Origin of the sequence: Saccharospirillum salsuginis, assembly GCF_014651855.1 — a bacterium.
In the GTDB taxonomy this organism is placed as follows: Bacteria; Pseudomonadota; Gammaproteobacteria; order Pseudomonadales; family Natronospirillaceae; genus Saccharospirillum; species Saccharospirillum salsuginis.
Genome location: NZ_BMXR01000008.1, coordinates 279552 through 299069 on the forward strand (window position 1 = coordinate 279552; position 19518 = coordinate 299069).

The 19518-nt window shown below is 60.7% G+C and carries 15 protein-coding genes; 10 read left to right on the plus strand and 5 right to left on the minus strand.

What is annotated here, in order from left to right:
- Positions 1–12 precede the first annotated feature (12 nt).
- Positions 13–1332: an MFS transporter gene (locus IE111_RS16850; protein ID WP_189610875.1), complete on the minus strand. Its 1320-nt coding sequence runs from the start codon at positions 1330–1332 to the stop codon at positions 13–15.
- A gap of 201 nt (positions 1333–1533) precedes the next feature.
- Between IE111_RS16850 and IE111_RS16855 the strand changes: the two genes are divergently transcribed.
- From IE111_RS16855 to ahpF, 8 genes are all read left to right on the plus strand, one after another.
- Entirely contained in the window at positions 1534–2553 is a 1020-nt protein-coding gene (locus IE111_RS16855) for a hypothetical protein (RefSeq protein ID WP_189610877.1), read from the plus strand.
- Positions 2554–2566: 13 nt separating this feature from the next.
- Entirely contained in the window at positions 2567–3028 is a 462-nt protein-coding gene (locus IE111_RS16860; protein WP_189610879.1) for a GNAT family N-acetyltransferase, read from the plus strand.
- A 57-nt stretch (positions 3029–3085) separates the two neighbouring features.
- Positions 3086–4102 (plus strand): serine hydrolase domain-containing protein, encoded by a 1017-nt coding sequence (locus IE111_RS16865; RefSeq protein ID WP_189610882.1) that lies wholly within the window; start codon positions 3086–3088, stop codon positions 4100–4102.
- 437 nt (positions 4103–4539) lie between these two features.
- Positions 4540–5535, plus strand: coding sequence for an ABC transporter substrate-binding protein (locus IE111_RS16870; protein ID WP_189610884.1), 996 nt, complete (start codon positions 4540–4542; stop codon positions 5533–5535).
- Positions 5536–5644: 109 nt separating this feature from the next.
- Positions 5645–6529 (plus strand): ABC transporter permease, encoded by an 885-nt coding sequence (locus IE111_RS16875; RefSeq protein ID WP_189610885.1) that lies wholly within the window; start codon positions 5645–5647, stop codon positions 6527–6529.
- Positions 6526–7791, plus strand: coding sequence for a quaternary amine ABC transporter ATP-binding protein (locus tag IE111_RS16880; protein ID WP_189610888.1), 1266 nt, complete (start codon positions 6526–6528; stop codon positions 7789–7791). The genes IE111_RS16875 and IE111_RS16880 overlap by 4 nt, the downstream gene beginning before the upstream one ends.
- Before the next feature lie 276 nt (positions 7792–8067).
- Complete coding sequence (gene ahpC, locus IE111_RS16885; protein WP_189610890.1) at positions 8068–8634, plus strand: alkyl hydroperoxide reductase subunit C; 567 nt, start codon at positions 8068–8070, stop codon at positions 8632–8634.
- A gap of 251 nt (positions 8635–8885) precedes the next feature.
- Complete coding sequence (gene ahpF / locus IE111_RS16890) at positions 8886–10466, plus strand: alkyl hydroperoxide reductase subunit F (protein WP_189610892.1); 1581 nt, start codon at positions 8886–8888, stop codon at positions 10464–10466.
- Positions 10467–10600: 134 nt separating this feature from the next.
- Here ahpF and fabB read toward each other — a convergent pair whose 3' ends face one another.
- From fabB to IE111_RS16910, 4 genes are all read right to left on the minus strand, one after another.
- Positions 10601–11815, minus strand: a complete 1215-nt coding sequence (gene fabB / locus IE111_RS16895; RefSeq protein WP_189610894.1) for a beta-ketoacyl-ACP synthase I — start codon at positions 11813–11815, stop codon at positions 10601–10603.
- 2 nt (positions 11816–11817) lie between these two features.
- Positions 11818–12339 carry a bifunctional 3-hydroxydecanoyl-ACP dehydratase/trans-2-decenoyl-ACP isomerase gene (gene fabA, locus IE111_RS16900; RefSeq protein WP_189610897.1) on the minus strand — a complete coding sequence of 174 codons (522 nt, stop codon included), beginning with the start codon at positions 12337–12339 and terminating at the stop codon, positions 11818–11820.
- Between the two features lie 641 nt (positions 12340–12980).
- Positions 12981–14669, minus strand: coding sequence for a FecR family protein (locus IE111_RS16905; protein WP_189610898.1), 1689 nt, complete (start codon positions 14667–14669; stop codon positions 12981–12983).
- 12 nt (positions 14670–14681) lie between these two features.
- A complete protein-coding gene (locus tag IE111_RS16910; protein ID WP_189610900.1) occupies positions 14682–16742 on the minus strand; it encodes a FecR domain-containing protein in 2061 nt (686 codons plus the stop codon).
- 329 nt (positions 16743–17071) lie between these two features.
- Between IE111_RS16910 and IE111_RS16915 the strand changes: the two genes are divergently transcribed.
- The gene (locus IE111_RS16915; RefSeq protein WP_189610902.1) at positions 17072–18718 is read left to right on the plus strand and encodes a tetratricopeptide repeat-containing response regulator; all 1647 of its coding nucleotides are present in this window, start codon (positions 17072–17074) and stop codon (positions 18716–18718) included.
- Positions 18708–19400 (plus strand): sensor histidine kinase, encoded by a 693-nt coding sequence (locus IE111_RS16920; protein WP_189610904.1) that lies wholly within the window; start codon positions 18708–18710, stop codon positions 19398–19400. The genes IE111_RS16915 and IE111_RS16920 overlap by 11 nt, the downstream gene beginning before the upstream one ends.
- The last annotated feature ends 118 nt before the right edge of the window (positions 19401–19518 follow it).

A 19518-nucleotide genomic window follows, 5' to 3' on the forward strand; every position in this document is an offset into this window, starting at 1 on the left:
CATCCCGGGGGGTCAGGCGTCGGTGGCTCTCATTTCTTCATCGATATCGGTGCCGATCGATTCATCCAGGTCTGAAAAATCCTGTTTTTCGCCGTGAGCATGGCCGAAGTCCGCATTGCGAGGGTCCAGTTCTTCGAGGCCCAGGGCGGCTTCCGGCATTGTCGTATAGAACGTCTCGTGCTGTTTGGCCGGGCTTCGGGCCTGACGCGAGCCGGCGAAAATGAAGGCGATCAGGGCACCGAGGATCAGAGCGTTGCTGACGAACAAACCTCCCGGCCCCAGGACCTGCATGAACAGTGAACTGATGATGGGGCCGATGCAACCGCCAATACCGTAGCTCAGCAAGAGGGCGGTACTGGCCGAGGTGATCTCGTGCGTATCCATCAAGTCGTTGGTGATGGCGACGGCGATCGGGTAGAGCGTGGCGCTGATGCCCATATAGAGCCCCACGGCGAGAATCAGCAGCACCATGTTGAAGCTCCCGATCAATGCCGCCGCAAGGCTGCATAGGGCGGCGGTAGCGGCGGCGGCGAGAATGACCCGATAGCGGTCGTACCGGTCGCACAGGCGGCCAATGGGCCAGGCGAGGATCATGGCCGCCACGATGGCCGAGGCCATGAAGTTGGAAATCTGGGTCACGTCCAGATTGATGCGGTCGGCGTAGACCGGCCCCATGGTGTAGAAGGCGCTGATCAGCAACCCGGCGACCAGCGCGCCGAGCGTGCCCACCGGAGAGGTTTGGAAGAGCTGGCGAATGGTCATGCGCTGCCCGTGTTCGATGGTCGGCGACGCATGACGGGTCATCGACAGCGGCGCGACCGCCAGAACGACCAGAATGGCGGCGAGCGAGAAGGGGATGAAATCGGCCGGGTCGCCGATGCGGATCAACACCTGGCCGGCGGCGGTCGACAGGAAAAACACCACCTGGTAAACCGCGAACAGGCTGGCGCGGTTGGTGTTGTCGGCACGGCTGCTGAACCAGCTTTCCATGACGATCATCAGACCGGCCATGACAAAACCGGCGAGTGCGCGCAATCCGCCCCAGAGCCAGGTTTCGACGGACATGGGGTGAATCAGAATCGCCGCCGCCAGAACGGCCGCGAACACGGCGAATGCCCGGATGTGACCCACTCGCGTGATGATTCGGGACGCGTAGAGCGTGCCGCCGACAAAGCCGATGGAATAAAACACCAGCGTCCAACCGATGACCGTGGCGTTAAAGCCTTCGATGCTCAGCCGGAGCCCCAGCAATGTGGTCAGAAAAGCGTTACCGGTGATCAGCAGAATGATGCTGGCCATCAAGGCGGACAAGCTGAGGGCCGTGGCTTTCATGTAACCTCCCTAGAACAAAACTGCACGACGTCGAATTACGGTACGACGTTGTTGGTGGGTCAATGCCGGGATTTAAAGGGTTCATGGCTGAGCTTAGATGAGTTCGCCGTTTCCTCAACCGACACCCGAACGGCCAACTCGTCGCCGTGCTAAGCTTTCGGATGCTCATTGGCATTGAGGTGACAGACATTGATGCATCGAATGCACAGTTCCGTAACCGGGTGGTTCGTCCTGTTTGCAGTGCTGGGGTGCACTCAAGAGCGGATCTCGTCGGGAGCCGAGGGTGACGCCTCGACCGATTCGGCGACCTCGCTAACAGAATGTGGCGCTTCGATCTTCGAAGCCTTCACGGAGAGTGCTATAGCGCCACCGACTGCAAACTCGGATTTGTACCTGACCGCCGATGACGCCGACAAGACGGCCGTGCGGGCGTCTTTGCAAGCCTGGTTCGAGGGCGATACGGATGCCGCCATACAGCATGGGCAAAAGGCCGGTTACGATCTGTGCCGGGGAACGGGCGCCGAGAGCGGCTGGGTACTCTGGTCGCCGGCCAGTGTCGGCCAGGGGAGGGCGTTGTGGGCCTTGAACACGAGTGCAGAAGCGCGCGGTCTGATCGTGGAAACCCCGCATCCGGAGCATGATCTGGACACCTTGCCCCAGGGCGTCGATTTGGTGCGCACGCTCGGTGCCCGGGCCTTGATCACCAGTGGCACCCATCGATGCGCGAACACCACGGCGTCACAGTGCTCCGGTCAGACCCGGGTATGCACCGGCAGTCTGGCACTCTATCCCGAGTCGGATATGGCGCATACCCTGGCGTCGCGCTTTCAGGCCGTGCATGAAGCCATGGCCGGGCACTATCCGAACGATCTGGTCGTCAGCCTGCATGGTTTCGGGGACGATGGAATCAGTCTGTCAAACGGGACGACCGATCCGATCTCGGCCGGGGATCCGGTTGCCCGCCTGGCGTTGGCGCTCGAACAGCAATTACCGGCGGAAAACATCACCAGTTGCAATGCATTCCCCGGTGGCACAACGGAGAACCGACTCTGTGGCACCACCAATGTCCAGGGGCGCCACCTGAACGATTCACCCGATGCGTGCACCCAGGCCGCCGATCAGGCCAGTCAGCGTTTCATACACATGGAACAAAGCCTGACGATTCGGCAGAATGAAGCGTCTGCGGTGCAGGCGGCTTTCGAAGCCCTTTTGAGTGACTGACGGGACAGGGAAAATGAACCTTCTGATTTCACCGGTGGAACCGGACGATCTGGCGGCGATTGGCGCCATCAGCGATGCCGCGAACGAGGCCCAGGTGTTTCCGATGCAGTCGGAAGAAGGCCGGGCGACGCTGCTGTCGGATCGCGAAAACAAACTGAAACGCCTGCTCGACCCGGAACGTTCGCCTTCCCTGAAGGCCGTACTGGAGGGCCGGATTGTCGGTTACGTGACCTGGCGGGACGGCCATTTCGTGACGGCTTTGTACGTCAGCCTGGCGCATCAGGGCCTGGGCATCGGACGGCGTTTGATGGACGCGATGATCGAGCGGGCCGAAGAGCCGGTTGTCCGACTGCGGGCTTCGGTCAATGCCGTCGAATTTTATCGTCGGTACGGTTTTCAGCCGGAAGGCGGGGAACAGATTCTTCACGGCATTCGTTTTGTACCCATGGCGTTTCGTAGACCGTCTCCGGAGTGATCCGAATGGCGGGCTGGAACGAACATAGTGTCCGTTAGCCGAGTTATTGGGATATCCATGAACCGTTACACGGCCGTTGCGACAATCCCGCTCGTACTGTCGACCATTTTCGTCGGCACTGCTGTTGCGGAAGAGAACCCGTTTTCCGAAGCGGTCCGGCTTGCGAGCGGCTTCGATTCCATTCGAACCCTTCACATCGCTCAATCCGACCGGTTGCAGGTAGCCGAAAGCTACAACGGCGCGTCAACCGATGTGGCGACCAACGTCAAATCGGCCTCAAAACTGCTGATCTCCGCCCTCGTTGGCATCGCCATCGAGCGCGATATCCTGACCGGTACCGACCAGCCGGTCGCGGACTTACTCGAAGACGAGTGGCCCGCCGATCCGAACCCGCTGCTCAACGACCTCACCGTCGGGCATCTGCTGTCCATGCAGGCCGGGCTGCGCCGCACCTCGGGCCGGAACTACGGTGCCTGGGTCAATTCCGACAACTGGGTGCGCAATGCGCTGAACCAGCCGTTCTCCGACGTCCCGGGCGGCGACATGTTGTATTCCACCGGCAATACCCATTTGCTGTCCGCGATCCTGACCCGGGAGACGGGCCGTTCGACCTACCGCCTCGTCAACGACTGGCTTGGTCCGGCCGGCGTCCGGGTAGAGGGCTGGATGAACGACCCCCAGGGCATTCCTCTGGGCGGTAATCAGGTATCGATGACCCCGGAATCCCTGCTGGCGTTCGGCGAGCTGTACCGGCGCGGCGGCAAAACGTCCGATGGTGTTCAGCTCATTCCCGCTGCCTGGATCAAGGCCAGCTGGCAGCCCCGGGCGGAATCCCGCTACACCGGTGACGGCTATGGCTACACCTGGTTTATCCGCGAATTCGCCGGCTACCCGGGCTACTACGGCTGGGGCTATGGTGGACAGATGCTTTATGTGGTGCCGGAGCTCGAGTTGACGGTGGTGATCACCTCGGACACGGACAGCCCATCCGGCCGAACCGGCTATCGCGAGGCGCTGCATGATTTTCTGTCGGAACACATCGTTCCGGAAGCCGCCCGGCGTCTGGACACTTGAAATGGCCCCGCCAAAGGGTCAGGATGGACTTGAACAGAGCTTAAACGATTAAGCTTTGGAGCGTTCCAGCCACCGGTCCAACCCGGCACCTGGCACGCCCGCGATGGCTTCGGTATCCCACTGACAATGGGCGCAAAGGCACGGCGAACGGTTTCTTGATCGATCTCAATACAGTGAATGCTCGCCCGACTACACTCAGTTCAGCCTGCCCAGTTGTTTGATCGTACGTATTTTGAACTGTAAATATCCCGGCCACCGGTCGGGAATGAACAGCCGTGCGCACGAGGGGTTCATCGCTGGTGTTGGAACTGAGTGCGTATCGTATTAGACTTTTTAAATATTAGAGGCCTAAAGACTGAGTGACGGCGCCGTATCGTTGCTGCTCGGACAGGCCGACAGACGGAAGACACAGGCCAAGAAAAAAGAGGATGTACTCCATGAAAAAGACTCTGCTCAAGACCTCCCTCGCCGTGGCGACCGCCATGGTGGGCACCTCCGCCCTGGCCGACTGCGGCCGGGTGACCATATCCAACATGAACTGGAACTCGGCCGCCCTGATGGCGAGCATCGACCAGCTCATCCTGAACGAAGGGTTTGGCTGCGATGCCGAACTGGTACCGGGCGACACCATGCCCACCGGGACCTCCATGGTGGAAAAAGGCGAGCCCGATATTGCCCCGGAAATGTGGAGCAACTCCATGAAAGACGCCCTTGACCGGGGTGTCGAGGAAGGCCGCCTGCGTTATGCCGGTCGTTCCCTGTCCGATGGCGGCGAGGAAGGTTTCTGGGTACCCGAGTACCTGGTGGAAGAATACCCGGAACTGGCCACCATCGAAGGCGTGAAGAAGCACGTCGACATGTTCGAGCACCCGGAAGATCCGGACAAATCCATGTTCATGGGCTGCCCGGCCGGCTGGAACTGTCAGATTACCGCCCGTAACCTCTACAACGCCCTGAACCTGGAAGACGCCGGTTTCGACCTGGTCGACCCGGGTTCCGGCGCCGGTCTGGCCGGTTCCATCGCCAAGTCCTATGAGCGCAAGGAACCCTGGTTCGGCTACTACTGGGCACCGACCGCCGTCCTGGGTCGTTATCCCATGGTGAAGGTCGATTTCGGTAGCGGTATCGATGAAGAGCACTACATTAACTGCATCTCGAAGGAAGAGTGCCTGGACCCGGAACCGACCATGTATCCGCCGTCGCCGGTCTGGACCGTGACCACCGAGAGCTTCGCCTCCGAAGCGCCGGAAGCCTACGACTACCTGACCAAGCGGGCATTCACCAACGACCAGATGAACGAACTGCTGGCCTGGATGGAACAAAACCAGGCCGACGGTGAATTCGCCGCTTTCCACTTCCTGGAAAACTACGAGTCCATCTGGACCGAGTGGGTCTCCGACGACGTGGCTGACAAGGTTCGGGACGCGCTCTAAACGCCCCGAGAGCGGAAGCCGTCCGGCGCGTTGCCCGGCTTCCGCATTACTCTCCCGGCCACCCCGGCCCAGGGGTGGCCTTGTTGCAGTTACTCTGAGGTAGACACTCATGTCCTGGCTAACCGAATTCCCTCAGCTCAGCCGCAGGGACCTGTTGACCCTGCGCCAAACCCTCGATGAAGGGTATCGGTCGTTTTCCCGTTCCTACGGTGAAGCCATCGAGAATTTTTTCGACCCGCTGCTGGCCTTTCTGGTCTGGTTCGAGAACCTGCTGGTCGAAGCGCCCTGGTGGGTAGTGATCGCCGCCATACTGGGGATCACCCACTACGCGGCCCGATCCATCAAACTGACGGTGGGTGTGGGCATTTCGCTCTTCCTGGTCGGCTTTTTCGGTATGTGGGAAGACACCATGAGCACGCTGAGCATCATTACAGTCTGTACCCTGATTTCCATTGCGCTCGGCATCCCGATGGGCATCCTGATGGCGCGCTCGCACCGGGCGCAGAGCATCATCACACCGGTGCTCGATATCATGCAGACGATGCCGGCGTTCGTGTACCTGATTCCGGTGGTCATGCTGCTCGGTATCGGCAAGATCCCGGGGTTGATCGCCGTGATTATCTACGCCATCCCGCCGGTGATCCGGCTGACCAACCTGGGCATCCGGCTGGTCGATAAAGAGGTTCTGGAAGCGGCCGACGCCTATGGCGTGACGCCCATGCAGCGACTGTTCAACGTTCAATTGCCGCTGGCGATGCCGAACATCATGGCCGGGATCAACCAGACCATCATGATGGCGCTGGCCATGGTGGTCATCGCCTCGATGATCGGTGTGTCCGGTCTGGGGCAGCCGGTGTTGCGCTCCATCACCAACCAGTACTTCACCCTGGGCATTCTGAACGGGGCGGCCATTGTGGTCCTGGCGATCATTTTCGACCGGGTTTCCCAGTCCTACGCCAAACGGTCCCAGCGTTACATGAGGAGCGGTTCATGACCTCGCCGTTGATACGCATCGAAGGGTTGTACCAGCTGTTCGGTAAAAACCCTCAGACGCATATGCATTTGGTGAAAGCCGGCAAGACCAAGGACGAGATCCTGGCGGAGACCGGCCACACCCTGGGTTTGAAGGACATCAACCTGGAGATACAGCAGGGTGAGATTTTCGTCATCATGGGGCTGTCGGGGTCGGGTAAATCGACACTGATTCGCCACTTCAATCGACTGATCGACCCGACCGAAGGCCGGGTGATCGTCGAAGACGAAGACATCATGGAACTGGATGCCAAATCGCTGCGCAATTTTCGACAGAAAAAAATGTCCATGGTGTTTCAGCGGTTTGGTCTGCTGCCGCACTACACCGTGCAGGAAAACGTCGCCTTCGGGTTGCGTGCCCAGGGCGTCGGTAAGGAAGAGCGTGAAAAGAAAGCCAAGCAATGGCTGGAGGACGTCGGCCTGGCCGGTTACGAGAACCAGTACCCGGCGCAACTGTCCGGCGGTCAGCAGCAGCGGGTGGGCTTGGCCCGCGCACTGTGCACCGACGCCGAGATCCTGCTGATGGACGAAGCCTTCTCCGCGCTGGATCCGCTGATCCGCAGTGAAATGCAGGATCAGTTGATGGCGTTGCAGGATCGCCTGCACAAGACCATCGTCTTCATCACCCACGACCTCGATGAGGCCCTGCGCATCGGCGACCGCATCGCCATTCTGCGTGACGGCGAGCTGGTTCAGGTCGGTCAACCGGCCGACATCCTGCTGCATCCGGCGGACGACTACGTCGAGAAGTTTGTTCGCGACGTCAACCGCGCCCGCGCGCTGACGGTCGAGACCGTGATGAAGCCGCCGACCCACCGCATCGACGCCAAGACCATCAACGATGCCCTGGCGCACATGCGTTCGGCCAAGTCCGGCTATGCCTTCTACGTGAACGACGAGGGGTATCAGGGCTTCGTCAGTGAAGAAAACCTCGCCAAAGTGGCCAAGGAGAAGGGCAAGGAGCCCTTGTGCGAGGACTACTACGAGGACTCCTTCGTCATTTCACCGGAAACCCCTCTGGAGGAAGTGATTCCACAGACGCTGGATCACGACCACCCGCTGCCGGTGGTCAACGAAGCCGGCGAATTGACCGGTGAATTGAGCCGGGACGACCTGGTTCAGGTGTTGACCCACACGCCCACCTCGGATGCTGCGGGCAATGACGACGCATCCGAAGACGAGGGGACGGCCAAAGGCACGTCCAAGGAGCCGCCGGCGGCTTGAGGCCCTCGCTTCATTAGATCTGTCGCGCACGGAGTGCGCTCCTACAGAAATCCGTATGGTAGGAGCGCACTCCGTGCGCGACATCTATACCTGTCACCCCACTGCATAGTTCCAGATATCTATCAAAACCCTGTCTTCTAATTACCTACAGCTATCACCGCCATATAAATAGATAAATTTTATTAATAATCAAAAGCTCATAGTATTTGCCTTGTTCGAGGCGACAACGCCTCACCGTCGAAACCGAACCCAAACAGGCAAAACCAGGAGCACTGAATGTCCCGCTACATCGATTCCGAACTGAAACCCTTCAAAGCCACCGCCTACCAGAACGGCGACTTCGTTGAAGTCACCGACGCCGACCTGAAAGGCCAGTGGTCCGTGGTCTTCTTTTACCCGGCCGACTTCACCTTCGTCTGCCCGACCGAACTGGGTGACCTGGCCGATAACTACGACGAGTTCAAGCGACTGGGCGTCGAGATCTACTCCGTCTCCACCGACACCCACTTCACGCACAAGGCCTGGCACGACAGTTCCGAGACCATCGGCAAGATCCAGTACCCGATGATCGCCGACCCGACCGGCACCATCACCCGGAACTTCAACGTCATGATCGAGGAAGAGGGCATCGCTGATCGCGGTACCTTCGTCATCAACCCGGAAGGGCAGATCAAGATCGTCGAAATCACCGACGGTGGCATCGGCCGCGACGCCAGCGAACTGCTGCGCAAGATCAAGGCCGCGCAATACATCGCCGCGCACCCCGGCGAAGTCTGCCCGGCCAAGTGGAAGGAAGGGGAAGAGACCTTGGCGCCGTCTTTGGATCTGGTGGGCAAGATTTAATCGTGAGCCGATTCATTGACTATTTGTCGGATTACGCGCTTACGCGCTAATCCGACCTACCATTTCGTAGGAGCGCACTCCGTGCGCGACACCAATGTCGGCGACGTGTGGAATGTCGCGCACGGAGTGCGCTCCTACAAATTCGTTGCGAGTAGGTTGGATCGGTCCGGCGCTTCGGTAGCGCGATAGCGCGTAATCCAACACTCCAACCCAACCACCTCTATCCAACGATTCCCCACAAGGACCCACTGATGCTAGACACCACCCTGAAACACCAACTGGACACCTACTTACAGAACATCAAGACCCCGATCGAAGTCAGTGTGTCCGGCGATGAATCCGCCAAAGCTATAGAACTCAAGCAACTGGCCGACGAGATCATCGGTCTCAACGACAAGATTTCCGCCGGCACCCACCAGGGCCGGCGCGTGCCCAGTCTCGCCATTGCCCCGCACGGTGAAACCCCACGCGTCAGTTTCGCCGGTGTGCCGCTCGGTCACGAATTCACGTCACTGGTGCTCGCGTTGCTGCAGGCCGGTGGCCACCCGTCCAAGGCCGATGCCGAGCTGCAGGAGCAGATTCGCGGTTTGAAAGGCCCGTTTCATTTCGAAACCTACATTTCGTTGTCGTGCCAGAACTGCCCGGATGTGGTTCAGGCGCTGAACCTAATGGCCACACTGAACCCCGACATCACCCATGAAATGATCGACGGCGCCGTTTTCCAGGATGAGGTCGAGGCGCGTGACATCTTGGCGGTGCCGTCCGTTTACCTGAACGGCGAACACTTCGGCCAGGGCCGGATGAGCCTGGAAGAGATTGTCGCCAAATTGGATACCGGCGCGGCCGAGCAGAAAGTGGAAGCACTGAACCAGCGCGAACCCTACGATGTGCTCGTCGTCGGCGGTGGCCCGGCCGGCGCGGCGGCGGCGATTTATGCCGCACGAAAGGGCATTCGCACCGGCCTGGTCGCCGAACGCTTCGGCGGACAGGTGATGGATACGGTCGGCATCGAGAACTTCATTTCCGTGTCCTACACCGAAGGCCCCAAACTGGCCGCCAGCCTGGAGCAACACGTCAAGGAATACGGCGTTGACCTGATTACCGGGCAACGCGCCGCTGAACTGAAACGCGATGGGTTACTGACACTGGGGCTGGAGAGCGGTGCGGTGTTGTCGAGTCGGTCCATGGTGCTGGCACCGGGGGCGCGCTGGCGCAAACTGGGCGTGCCCGGCGAGGCCGAATACGCCAACAAGGGCGTGGCGTACTGCCCGCATTGCGACGGCCCCTTCTACAAAGGCAAGAAAGTCGCCGTGATCGGTGGCGGTAACTCCGGCATCGAAGCGGCGATCGATCTGGCCGGTATCGTCGAGCACGTCACCGTGCTGGAATTCGCCGATACCCTGCGGGCCGATGAGGTGTTGCAGCGCAAGGCGCGATCCTTGCCGAACGTGACCATCATCGCCAACGCTCAGACCACCGAGATTGTCGGTAATGGCAAGACGGTTACTGGTCTGAATTACACCGACCGGGCGAGCGGTGAGGCAGGTTCCGTCGAACTGGCCGGTGTCTTTGTGCAGATCGGCCTGGTGCCCAACACTGAATGGTTGCAGGACAGCGATATCGAATTGAACCGGACGGGTGAAATGATCATCGACGAGCGCGGCGCGACGTCACTGAAGGGCGTGTTTGCGGCGGGCGATGCGACCACGGTGCCGTACAAGCAGATCGTCGTTTCAATGGGCGCCGGGGCTACGGCGGCACTGGGCGCGTTCGATTACCTGATTCGGGAGAGTGCGCCGGAAGAGGAGGGTGCCCAGGCGTCCGCTGCCTGATACTGGAAACGAAAAAAGGGCCCGTTGGGCCCTTTTTTTAACTGTGTCTCCTGTAGGAGCGCACTCCGTGCGCGACACAGTGTGCACGCTTCATAACCTGTCGCGCACGGAGTACGCTCCTACAGGTTCAGCGGTCATTCGTAGCGCTGCAACACCAGTGTGGCGTTGGTACCACCGAACCCGAAGCTGTTCGACATGACGCGGTTCAGCGTCACGTTGTCCTGCATTTCGGTGACGACGTTGGCGTCGCCGGCGTCCGGGTCCAGGTTGTCGACGTTCTGGCTGGCGGCAATGAAGTTGTTCTTCAGCATCAGCAAGCTGTAGATCGCTTCCTGCACACCGGCCGCGCCCAGGCTGTGACCGGACAGCGACTTGGTGGAAGCCACCGGCGGCATGTCATCGCCGAAGACCGTACGCACCGCGTTCAGCTCGGTGATGTCGCCGGCCGGGGTCGAGGTGCCGTGGGCGTTGATGTAGTCGATTCCGCCATCGACGCTCTGCATGGCCATTTGCATGCACCGCACCGCGCCTTCACCGCTCGGGGCGACCATGTTGTAGCCGTCGCTGGTGGCGCCGTAGCCGACCACTTCGGCGTAGATCTTGGCACCGCGCGCCTTGGCGTGCTCCAGCTCCTCCAGTACCAGCATGCCGCCGCCACCGGCGATGACGAAGCCGTCACGATCTTTGTCGTAGGCCCGGCTCGCCTTTTCGGGGGCGTCGTTGTACTTGGTGGAGAGGGCGCCCATGGCGTCGAACAGGCTGCTCATGGTCCAGTGTTCGGCCTCGCCGCCGCCGGCGAAGACGATGTCCTGCTTGCCCAGCTGGATCAGTTCCATGGCGTTGCCGATGCAGTGCGCGCTGGTGGAACAGGCGGACGTGATGGAGTAGTTCACGCCCTTGATCTGAAACGGTGTGGCCAGACAGGCGGAAACGGTGGAGCCCATGGTCTGGGTGACGCGGTAGGGGCCGACACGCTTGAGGCCTTTTTCACGCAGGATGTCCGCCGCTTCCACCTGGCTGCCGGAGTCGGCACCGCCGGAGCCGGCGATCAGGCCGGTGCGGATGTTGGACACCTGGTCTTCGGTCAGGCCGGCGTCTTTAATGGCCTGATCCATGGAAATGTAGGCGTAGCCCGCGGCCGCGCCCATGAAACGAATGGACTTGCGGTCGATGTGGTCCGCCAGGTTGATCTCCGGCGTGCCACTGACGTGGCTGCGCATGCCCAGTTCGGCGTATTTTTCGTTGAAACGGATGCCGGAGCGGCCATTTTTCAGGCTCTCGGTAACGGCGTCCGCATCGTTGCCCAGGCAGGATACGATGCCCAGGCCGGTTACGACGACTCTTTTCACGATCAGCCTCCCATTTGTTCGGGCTTGAACAGACCGACTTTCAGGTCTTTGGCGAAGTAGATGGGTTTGCCATCGCATTCGACGACGCCATCGGCGATGCCCATGACGAGTCGGGATTCCATAACGCGCTTGACGTTCAGTTTGTAGGTGACTTTTTTAGCGTCGGGCATGATCTGGCCTTTGAAGGTCAGTTCGCCGACGCCGAGGGCGCGGCCCTTGCCCTGGTTACCGCGCCAGCCAAGGAAGAAGCCGACCAGTTGCCACATGGCGTCGAGGCCGAGGCAGCCGGGCATGACGGGGTCGCCGGGGAAGTGGCATTTGAAGAACCAGAGATCGGGGTTGATGTCGAGTTCGGCTTCAATATACCCCTTGCCGTATTCGCCGCCTTCGTCGGTGATCTTGGGGATGCGGTCCATCATCAACATGTTGTCGACCGGCAATTGGGGGTTGCCGGGGCCAAACATGCGTCCGTAGCCGCATTCGATCAGGTCCGCTTTGTCCAGGGATGAAGGACGATCTGTCATACTGTCGGGTTCCATCTGTTATTTGGTGTTGAGCGCACCATAGCGGAAAGTCTGGGGCTATTCCATGCTGTGTGGGAAAAAGTGCTTGAAGTGTGGGTTGGGCTCTGGTGGTGGCCGTCTTTGGGTTGGTTGCCCGGGTTGGGGGTGGCTAGGTTGTATTGGGTGCCGGGAATCCGCCTCGGGGGCGCCGGTATGCACCGAAGGGGCCGCTGTGAACCCGTCCTTGGGCGCTTAACTTAGGTCCGGGCTGGCGCACCAGTCCATGCCTCAGATGCCCCTGCGGAGCACACCGGCGCCCCCGAGGCTTGTTTGTACCGCTGCAACCACCGATCGTAGGGTGGGTCGGTACGTCTGGTCCGGCACCCCGGCTTCGGCCGCCCACCAATAATTCGACCGGGACATACAGTAGGTTGGATTAGCGCAGCGTAATCCAACACAGTTAGGCCGATGAGATTACCGTGCCACGGTAGTGTTGGATTACGCCTACGGCTAATCCAACCTACTGACTGCCTTTTGGTTGATGGTAACCGACCGGGGTTGCATCCTACAGACTGGTGGGCGGTGCCCACCCTACGCGGCTTCCATGGTGGGCGGCCGAAGCCGGGGTGCCGGACCAGACGTACCGACCCACCCTACGCGACTCAATCCAGAACAGCGCCTTCCTGCATCAACATGACCCCTTCGACCTGGGCGCCCGCGTCCTGGTTGTCGAAGCCGAAGCCGCCGATGAAGTGCAGGTTGGTGTCGGATCCGGTGAAGTAGCCGTTGACTTCGCCGTTGGTGCCTCCGCTGAAGGTATTCTGAAGCGTGTTCAGGTTGGAAGAGGTCACCGTATCGGCGTTGAACTGACTGCCTTTCAGGTTGCCTTCGAAGCCGATGTCCCAATACATATCGCCGCCGAATCCCAAATAAACATTGCCGGTACCGGTGGCATCGTCGAAGTTGACGTTCAGGCTGCCGTCGAAGTAATCGACTGTCTGAGGGGTGTCATTCAGAGTGATGGTGATACTTGAACAGGGTGAGTCTCCGCCGGCGTTTTCGCATTCATAGGTGGAGAAATACCCCGTACCTGTCCGTTCAGCAATCTTGGTCGGTTCGGCGAACACATAATAGAACGGGTTACTGTCCAGTTCGGTGGGCAGGGCGGAGGTCGGGTCTTCGTAGAGGGCGGCCTGGTCTGTGGTGCTGGCGTTCCAGATGCCCCATTCGACGGTGGTGTTGCCGAGGTCGTGGGTGGCGAGCGAGGTGGGGCTGGTCAGCTCGGGGCCTTTGAAGACGCGGTCAGGGGTGACGTAGCCATTGTCCAGTTCGGTCATGCTTTCGGTGTCGTAGTTGACGAAGACGGGGCCGTTGTCGCCGTCGACGATGTAGCCGTAGTGGACGGCGTCGCCGAAGGAGTCGGTGAGGACGACGAGGCCGTATCTCGGATCGGTTTGCAGGGCTTCGATCTGGGCGTCGGTGAGTCGGGCGTCGGTTATGATCTCGCCGCTTTCCAGTTGTTCTTCGATCTCGTCGTCGACGGTGGCCAGTTGGATGTCGTCGCCGGTGTCCAGCTCGGTAGTGGTGACATCAGTGGTGTCGGGGATCTCCGGCGGTTCTTCTCCGACCGGTTCGGCGAAGGCTTCTTCCAGCGGGATGCCTTCGGCGTCTTCTTCGTTCAGTTGAGCGCGCGGTTCGTCTTCCGGTTGCGGTTCCGGGTTGCCTTCGGCCTCCGGGGAGATGGGGGTATTGAGTTCGTCCGGGGGGTTGAGCAGGCCCTGCGGGCGGCCGCTTGCGTTGACGCGCCCCCAGATGAATTCGCTGTCGGCGCCGAGGTTGAGTTCGCCGTTGTCGTTGGCGATGCGGATGCCGCCCTGGTAGACGCCGAGCAGCAGGCTGCCGGTCTGGATCAGGGCTTCGTAGTGGGTGCCGCGTATGCCGATGCTGGCGTTGGGGGTGCGTACCTGGTAGGCGTCCTGGTCGGTTTTGCCGATGCTGCCGGTGATGGTGCGGAAGCCGCCGGCGAGCAGGTCCATGAGGACGCGCTCGCGGTCGTTGTCGGCGTCGGTGCCGTGGTATTCGGTGATTTTCAGCTGGCTTTCGGCGCGCAGGGCGAGGATGGCGTTGTCCTTGAAGCGGATCTGCAGCGAGCCGTCGGCGCCGGTGACGATGGTGTCGCCTTCGAAGACGTCGGACCGGCGTTGCAGGGCGCGGCGCTGTTCGTTGCCGTCGAGGGCGTAGACATCGCCCCGGGCGATGACCACTTTACCGATGGAGGCCCAGAGCAGGGCGGGGCAGAGCAGCAAGGCGATCAGGCTGGCCAGGCGGAGTGTGTTCAGTCGGTTCATCATGGTCATGACTCCTTAAAACGTGACCGTCAGCGTCTGGCTGATGACCCAGTTGTCGCGGCTGTAGGCGTTGATGTTGCTCTCGAGCCATTCCAGGCGCAGGCCGGTGCGGCTTTGCAGCCAGGTGTCGGCCTGCCAGTTGAGGGCCAGGTCGATTTGCAGCAGGTTGTCGACGCGGCGTTTGAGGTCGTCGGAGCCGCTGCTCTCGGTGAACAGGAGGTCGTTGTCGTCGAACCGGCGCCAGTCATGGCGGAGCGAGGCCTGGGCTTCAAGCCGATAGGGCAGCGCCCAGTTCAGACGGTAACGGTTGCTCAGGCCCTGCCATTCGAGGTGGCCGTCGTCCTGTCCGGTCTGCTGGTAGCGGGCGTACTGGATCGTGAGTTGATGGCGACGCTGGCGTTCTTCCGCACTCAGGACGACGCCGCCGGCATCGGTGATCGAATGCGGCCGGTCGCCGGATTGGGCGAACCCGATGCTGGTCTGGCCGACCACGCCGGCCCAGAGCGGCCCCCAGACGGGGCGGGTGACCTGGCCGCCGAGGCCAAGCGACAGTTGCCAGGGCTCGCTGCCGATCCAGGTGTAACCACCGGAGAGGGCGAAGTGGCCGCGCAGCTCATCGGAGGCTTTTCGGCTCAGGTAGCGGGCGTTGACCCCGGTCTGGTTGTAGGCGTCGTTACCCGGATAGAGCGTGCTGTGACCCTGTAACCCGAAGGAACGGCCGGACGTGAGGCTGGTCGGGGTGATCCATTGGGCGCCGAAGCGAATGCGGCCATAGCTGCCGTCGATGGCCTGGGAGGCATCGCTCAGGGCGGTCAGGTTGAGCAGGTTCGGGTCCAACTCCTCGTTCAGGGTGGCCCCGTCGTTGATGTTGCTGTCCCAGCCGGCTTCCAGCCCGGCGTAGAGGTTGAACTGCTGGTTGCGGGCCTGCTCGGCCGCGTCGATGCGCGCCAGGAAGGATTCGATATTGGTGCGGACATTGGCCGGCGGGTCGGTCGCCAGTACGCGTTCGAATTCGGTTCGTGCGCGGGCCAGGTTTTTGTTCGCGAAATAGGCGCGGGCCAGTTCCAGGCGCGCCCGGTGTTGGTCCGGGGCGTAGGCCAGTACCCGCTCCAACGCGAATATGGCTTCCTGGGTCCGGTTCTCGTGCAACAACAGCAGAGCGTAGTAAAGGTCGAAACGGGGTGTGCCTTCGAAGCGGTCGAGCAATTCGTCGGCCAGCAAGCGGGCGGTATCCCACTGGTTTTGATTCACGGCCTGGACGAACCGGGCGAGCGCGTCGGGCTCCTCTTCATCGTCAGCCACGGCGGTGGCGGGCACGTCGGCGGCCAGAGGCACGGCCGCCGGGACCGGCGGCGCCAAAGGCGGTAACACGGCGGGGACAGGAATACTCAGCAACTCCGCCGGGAAGGCGCCCATGGACGGCCCCGTCCATTCCTCGATGAATCTCGCCGCGGCCCCCGGGCGCACCTCGCCGAAGGGATTGTTCTCGGTCAGGATGACCGGATCGCCCTGTCCGGCGAGGTCCGCCAGGCTTACCGAGCCCTGGCTTAGGCGCACCCGGGTGCCGGTTTCGGCCGACTGCCAGACTTCGAATTCGGTGCCGCGAATGCCGATGCTGGCGAGCGGTGTTTTCAGGTCGTAGTCGTCCGGGTCCCTGGCCAGGGCGCCGGTGACGGTTCTCAGCCTGCCCTCGATCAGCTCCAGCAGGACGTTCGGATCCTCATCGCTGTCGGTTTCCGAGCGATACTGCTGGATGACGAAACGCGAACCGGTGCCCAGTTCCACCAGCCCCTCATCGGCGAACTTCAGTGTCACCCGGGCCTGTTCGCCGGTCTCGATGCGATCGCCCGTGTTCAGGGTATCCCGGCGTTCCAGCGGCATGCGCTCGCCATCCGGGGTGATGCGGACCACCTCGCCGGAGGCGCGCACCACCATGGCCACCGGTTCGGCCATAGCGCCGGTGGCGACCAGCAGGAGAAGGGCGGCAATCAGGCATTGAACAATGAAGGGGCTGGTCGAACGAAGCGGCCGTCCGGAATGGGACGGCACAAACAAAGAGGGAGTGGCAATACTCATGTCACAAACATTCCGCTGAGCTGACTGTATTGTGTACAGCCCAGCAATTTTTTTGCCGAAACTGCACTGCATTCTTCGGTCTTTGAACTATTGTAGACAGTAGCGGTGCGCTCTGCCTGACGATTCTTCGCGCGGGCCACCCGAACTTGTTACGCTCGGTCGAGGCGTCGGAGCTCTGTTCCGTTGCCTCTGGTCACCGAGTTCTTCCCGTATGACTCGCTGAATGGACCTCGCCGATTCGCTTCGACGGGTTGTCGAATGTGAACTGGATCAAGGTTCCTGAGCAACATACGGGGTTTCATCCGTATTGCCAAGACCGGAACGTTGGTGTGGACCTGAATCAATCGCTGAACAAACGATTTTTATTGATCGACGACTTCGCCAATGTGCGCAAGTCCGTCAAGGGGATGTTGTCGTCCTTGGGCGTTTCCCATATCGCCGAGGCCGCCAATGGCGTCGAAGCCACCAAACAGGTGCGTGAGCACCGCTTCGACGTGGTGTTGTGCGACTACAACCTCGGAAAGGGCAAGAACGGCTCCCAGTTGTTGGAAGAGTGGCGCACCAAGGGCTGGCTCTCCTACGAGACTGTCTTTGTCATGATCACCGCCGAAACCTCGCGCGACCGCGTGATGGGTGCCTTGGAGTTCCTGCCGGACGACTACCTCGCCAAACCGTTCGCCATGGACACCCTGGCTCAACGGCTGGACCGCTGGCTGGATCGTCAGGGCGCATTACTGCCGGTAAACGCCGCCCTCGACGCCAAAGACTGGCCGGCACTCGCCAAGGCCGCCCGCCAGGTCATGGAAACCAAGCCGCGCTACCGGGGTTGGGCGCAGCGCAAGTATTACGATGCCCTGTTCAACCAGGGCCAATTGATGGAAGCCGAAAACTTTCTGCACGGTGTGTTGGAAAAGCGGGAACAGCCCTGGGCCAAGCTGGAATTGCACCGCATCCAGGTCGAACGCGGCCAGTTGGAGGCGGCCGAACGCGGGCTGAAAACCCTGGTCATGCTGCAGCCCAACATGGTCGAAGCCTACGATTTGCTGGCCGAGGTGCAGCGCCGACTGAAACAGCCGGAAGACGCCCAGGAAACTCTCGCGCAGGCGCTGGCCCGGTCACCGCGCAATATTCCCCGCCAGCGACACTTCGCCGATTTGGCCACCCGGAACGGCGATTTTTTCGCCGCGACCAAAGCCTATAAGGAAGTGGTCAGCCTGGCCGAAGGCACCATGCACGAATCGTCCGAGGGCTATAAAGACGTACTGCGCGCCACCCGCGGGCAACTGGGCAGTCTGGACGACGACGCCCTGCGCCGGCGTCTGCACCGCGATGCCGTGAATTACCTGAAAAAACTCGCCAAAGCCTACCCCGACGAAGCGGATACCGAATTCTTCACCCAGGCCTATCGCGCCTATCTGGCGGACCCAGCGGATTCCGAAGCCCAATCCGAGGAATTTCTGGAGAAATTGGCCGAGTCCGCCGGAGAGCATCTCGAATTGTTGACCGAGGAAAGCGCCGTCGATTTGGCCGAGATTCTGTTCGAGAAAGGCAATAACAAAGCCGCCGACGCCCTGATCGATAAACTCAGGCACTATTACCACGACTCCGACCAGTTCGTGAAACGCCTCAACCAGTTACAGACCGAACCGGTCAGCCGGGAAGCCCGGCAGCAGGCGCACGAATTGAATACCGCGGGCATCGAGCACTATAAACAGAAGGAGTACCGCGAAGCCTCCGACCTGTTCGAAGAAGCGCTCAAGTTTTCACCGCGCCACCCCGGCATCATTCTCAATTTCGTCCAGTCCAGCCTGCTGCTTACCGGAAAAGGCGAGGGCGGTCTGAGCCGAATCGACCGTTGTCTGGACATCGTCAACCGGCTCAATTACCTGCCCGAGAACCACTACCAGTTCGATCGCTACCAGACCATCCGGAAGAAGGTGATTCAGCTACACGACAGGATGCAACATGAAAAATAAAGTGGATATCAACACCGTCATGGCCGCCACCGTTCATGACGTTAAAAACGCGTTGGGGCTGATCGATACCCAGATACACGAAATACTGCAACACGACGATCAACTCTCACCCGACAGCGCCCAGCAACTCAATCGCATCCGCCTGGAAGCCGGGCGCATCAACAACGACCTCGTGCACATGCTGGGTCTGTACCGGATGCACAACGATACCTTCCGGCCCGATTTCGACGAAGTGCTGGTCGAAGACGTCATCAACGACGCCTGTGCCCGGCACACCGAAACCCTCAAAGCCCTCGGCATTGAACTCGGAATCCACCTGGAAGATCCGGACTTCGTCTGGTTCATGGACCCGATGCTGGTCGAAGGCATCCTGGCCAATGCGCTCACCAACAGCACGCGCTATACCCGGGACCGACTCGACTTTCACATCTTTGAACGCGACGGCGGCTTGTGCATTCAACTCATCGACAACGGCTCCGGCTACCCGGAGAAGATGATGAACTTCATGGGGACGGGGGAAGAGCAGGGGGACCTCAACTTCCAGACCGGCAGCACCGGCCTCGGCCTGTTCTTCTGCCACCAGATCGCCCGGCTTCATACCCATGGCGACCAGGAAGGGCACATCCACCTCTCCAACCACCCCGAACACGGCGGGGCCGTGTTTGAGCTCTGGTTGCCTTGAGGTAGGGTGGGCACGGAGGCTGTGAAAGTATCCCTTCTTTAAGGTTAAAATCACGGCTTGCTATTCAAAAGGAGCTTTCCAGTGCCTGCCCGCCGCTACAAAACCGGCCAAAGCCGTC

Bases quoted from the DNA above. Each gene is read 5' to 3' on its own strand.
- IE111_RS16850 (WP_189610875.1), bottom strand. From the start codon at position 1,332: ATGAAAGCCACGGCCCTCAGCTTGTCCGCCTTGATGGCCAGCATCATT.
- IE111_RS16855 (WP_189610877.1), top strand. From the start codon at position 1,534: ATGCACAGTTCCGTAACCGGGTGGTTCGTCCTGTTTGCAGTGCTGGGG.
- IE111_RS16860 (WP_189610879.1), top strand. From the start codon at position 2,567: ATGAACCTTCTGATTTCACCGGTGGAACCGGACGATCTGGCGGCGATT.
- IE111_RS16865 (WP_189610882.1), top strand. From the start codon at position 3,086: ATGAACCGTTACACGGCCGTTGCGACAATCCCGCTCGTACTGTCGACC.
- IE111_RS16870 (WP_189610884.1), top strand. From the start codon at position 4,540: ATGAAAAAGACTCTGCTCAAGACCTCCCTCGCCGTGGCGACCGCCATG.
- IE111_RS16875 (WP_189610885.1), top strand. From the start codon at position 5,645: ATGTCCTGGCTAACCGAATTCCCTCAGCTCAGCCGCAGGGACCTGTTG.
- IE111_RS16880 (WP_189610888.1), top strand. From the start codon at position 6,526: ATGACCTCGCCGTTGATACGCATCGAAGGGTTGTACCAGCTGTTCGGT.
- ahpC (WP_189610890.1), top strand. From the start codon at position 8,068: ATGTCCCGCTACATCGATTCCGAACTGAAACCCTTCAAAGCCACCGCC.
- ahpF (WP_189610892.1), top strand. From the start codon at position 8,886: ATGCTAGACACCACCCTGAAACACCAACTGGACACCTACTTACAGAAC.
- fabA (WP_189610897.1), bottom strand. From the start codon at position 12,339: ATGACAGATCGTCCTTCATCCCTGGACAAAGCGGACCTGATCGAATGC.
- IE111_RS16905 (WP_189610898.1), bottom strand. From the start codon at position 14,669: ATGATGAACCGACTGAACACACTCCGCCTGGCCAGCCTGATCGCCTTG.
- IE111_RS16910 (WP_189610900.1), bottom strand. From the start codon at position 16,742: ATGAGTATTGCCACTCCCTCTTTGTTTGTGCCGTCCCATTCCGGACGG.
- IE111_RS16920 (WP_189610904.1), top strand. From the start codon at position 18,708: ATGAAAAATAAAGTGGATATCAACACCGTCATGGCCGCCACCGTTCAT.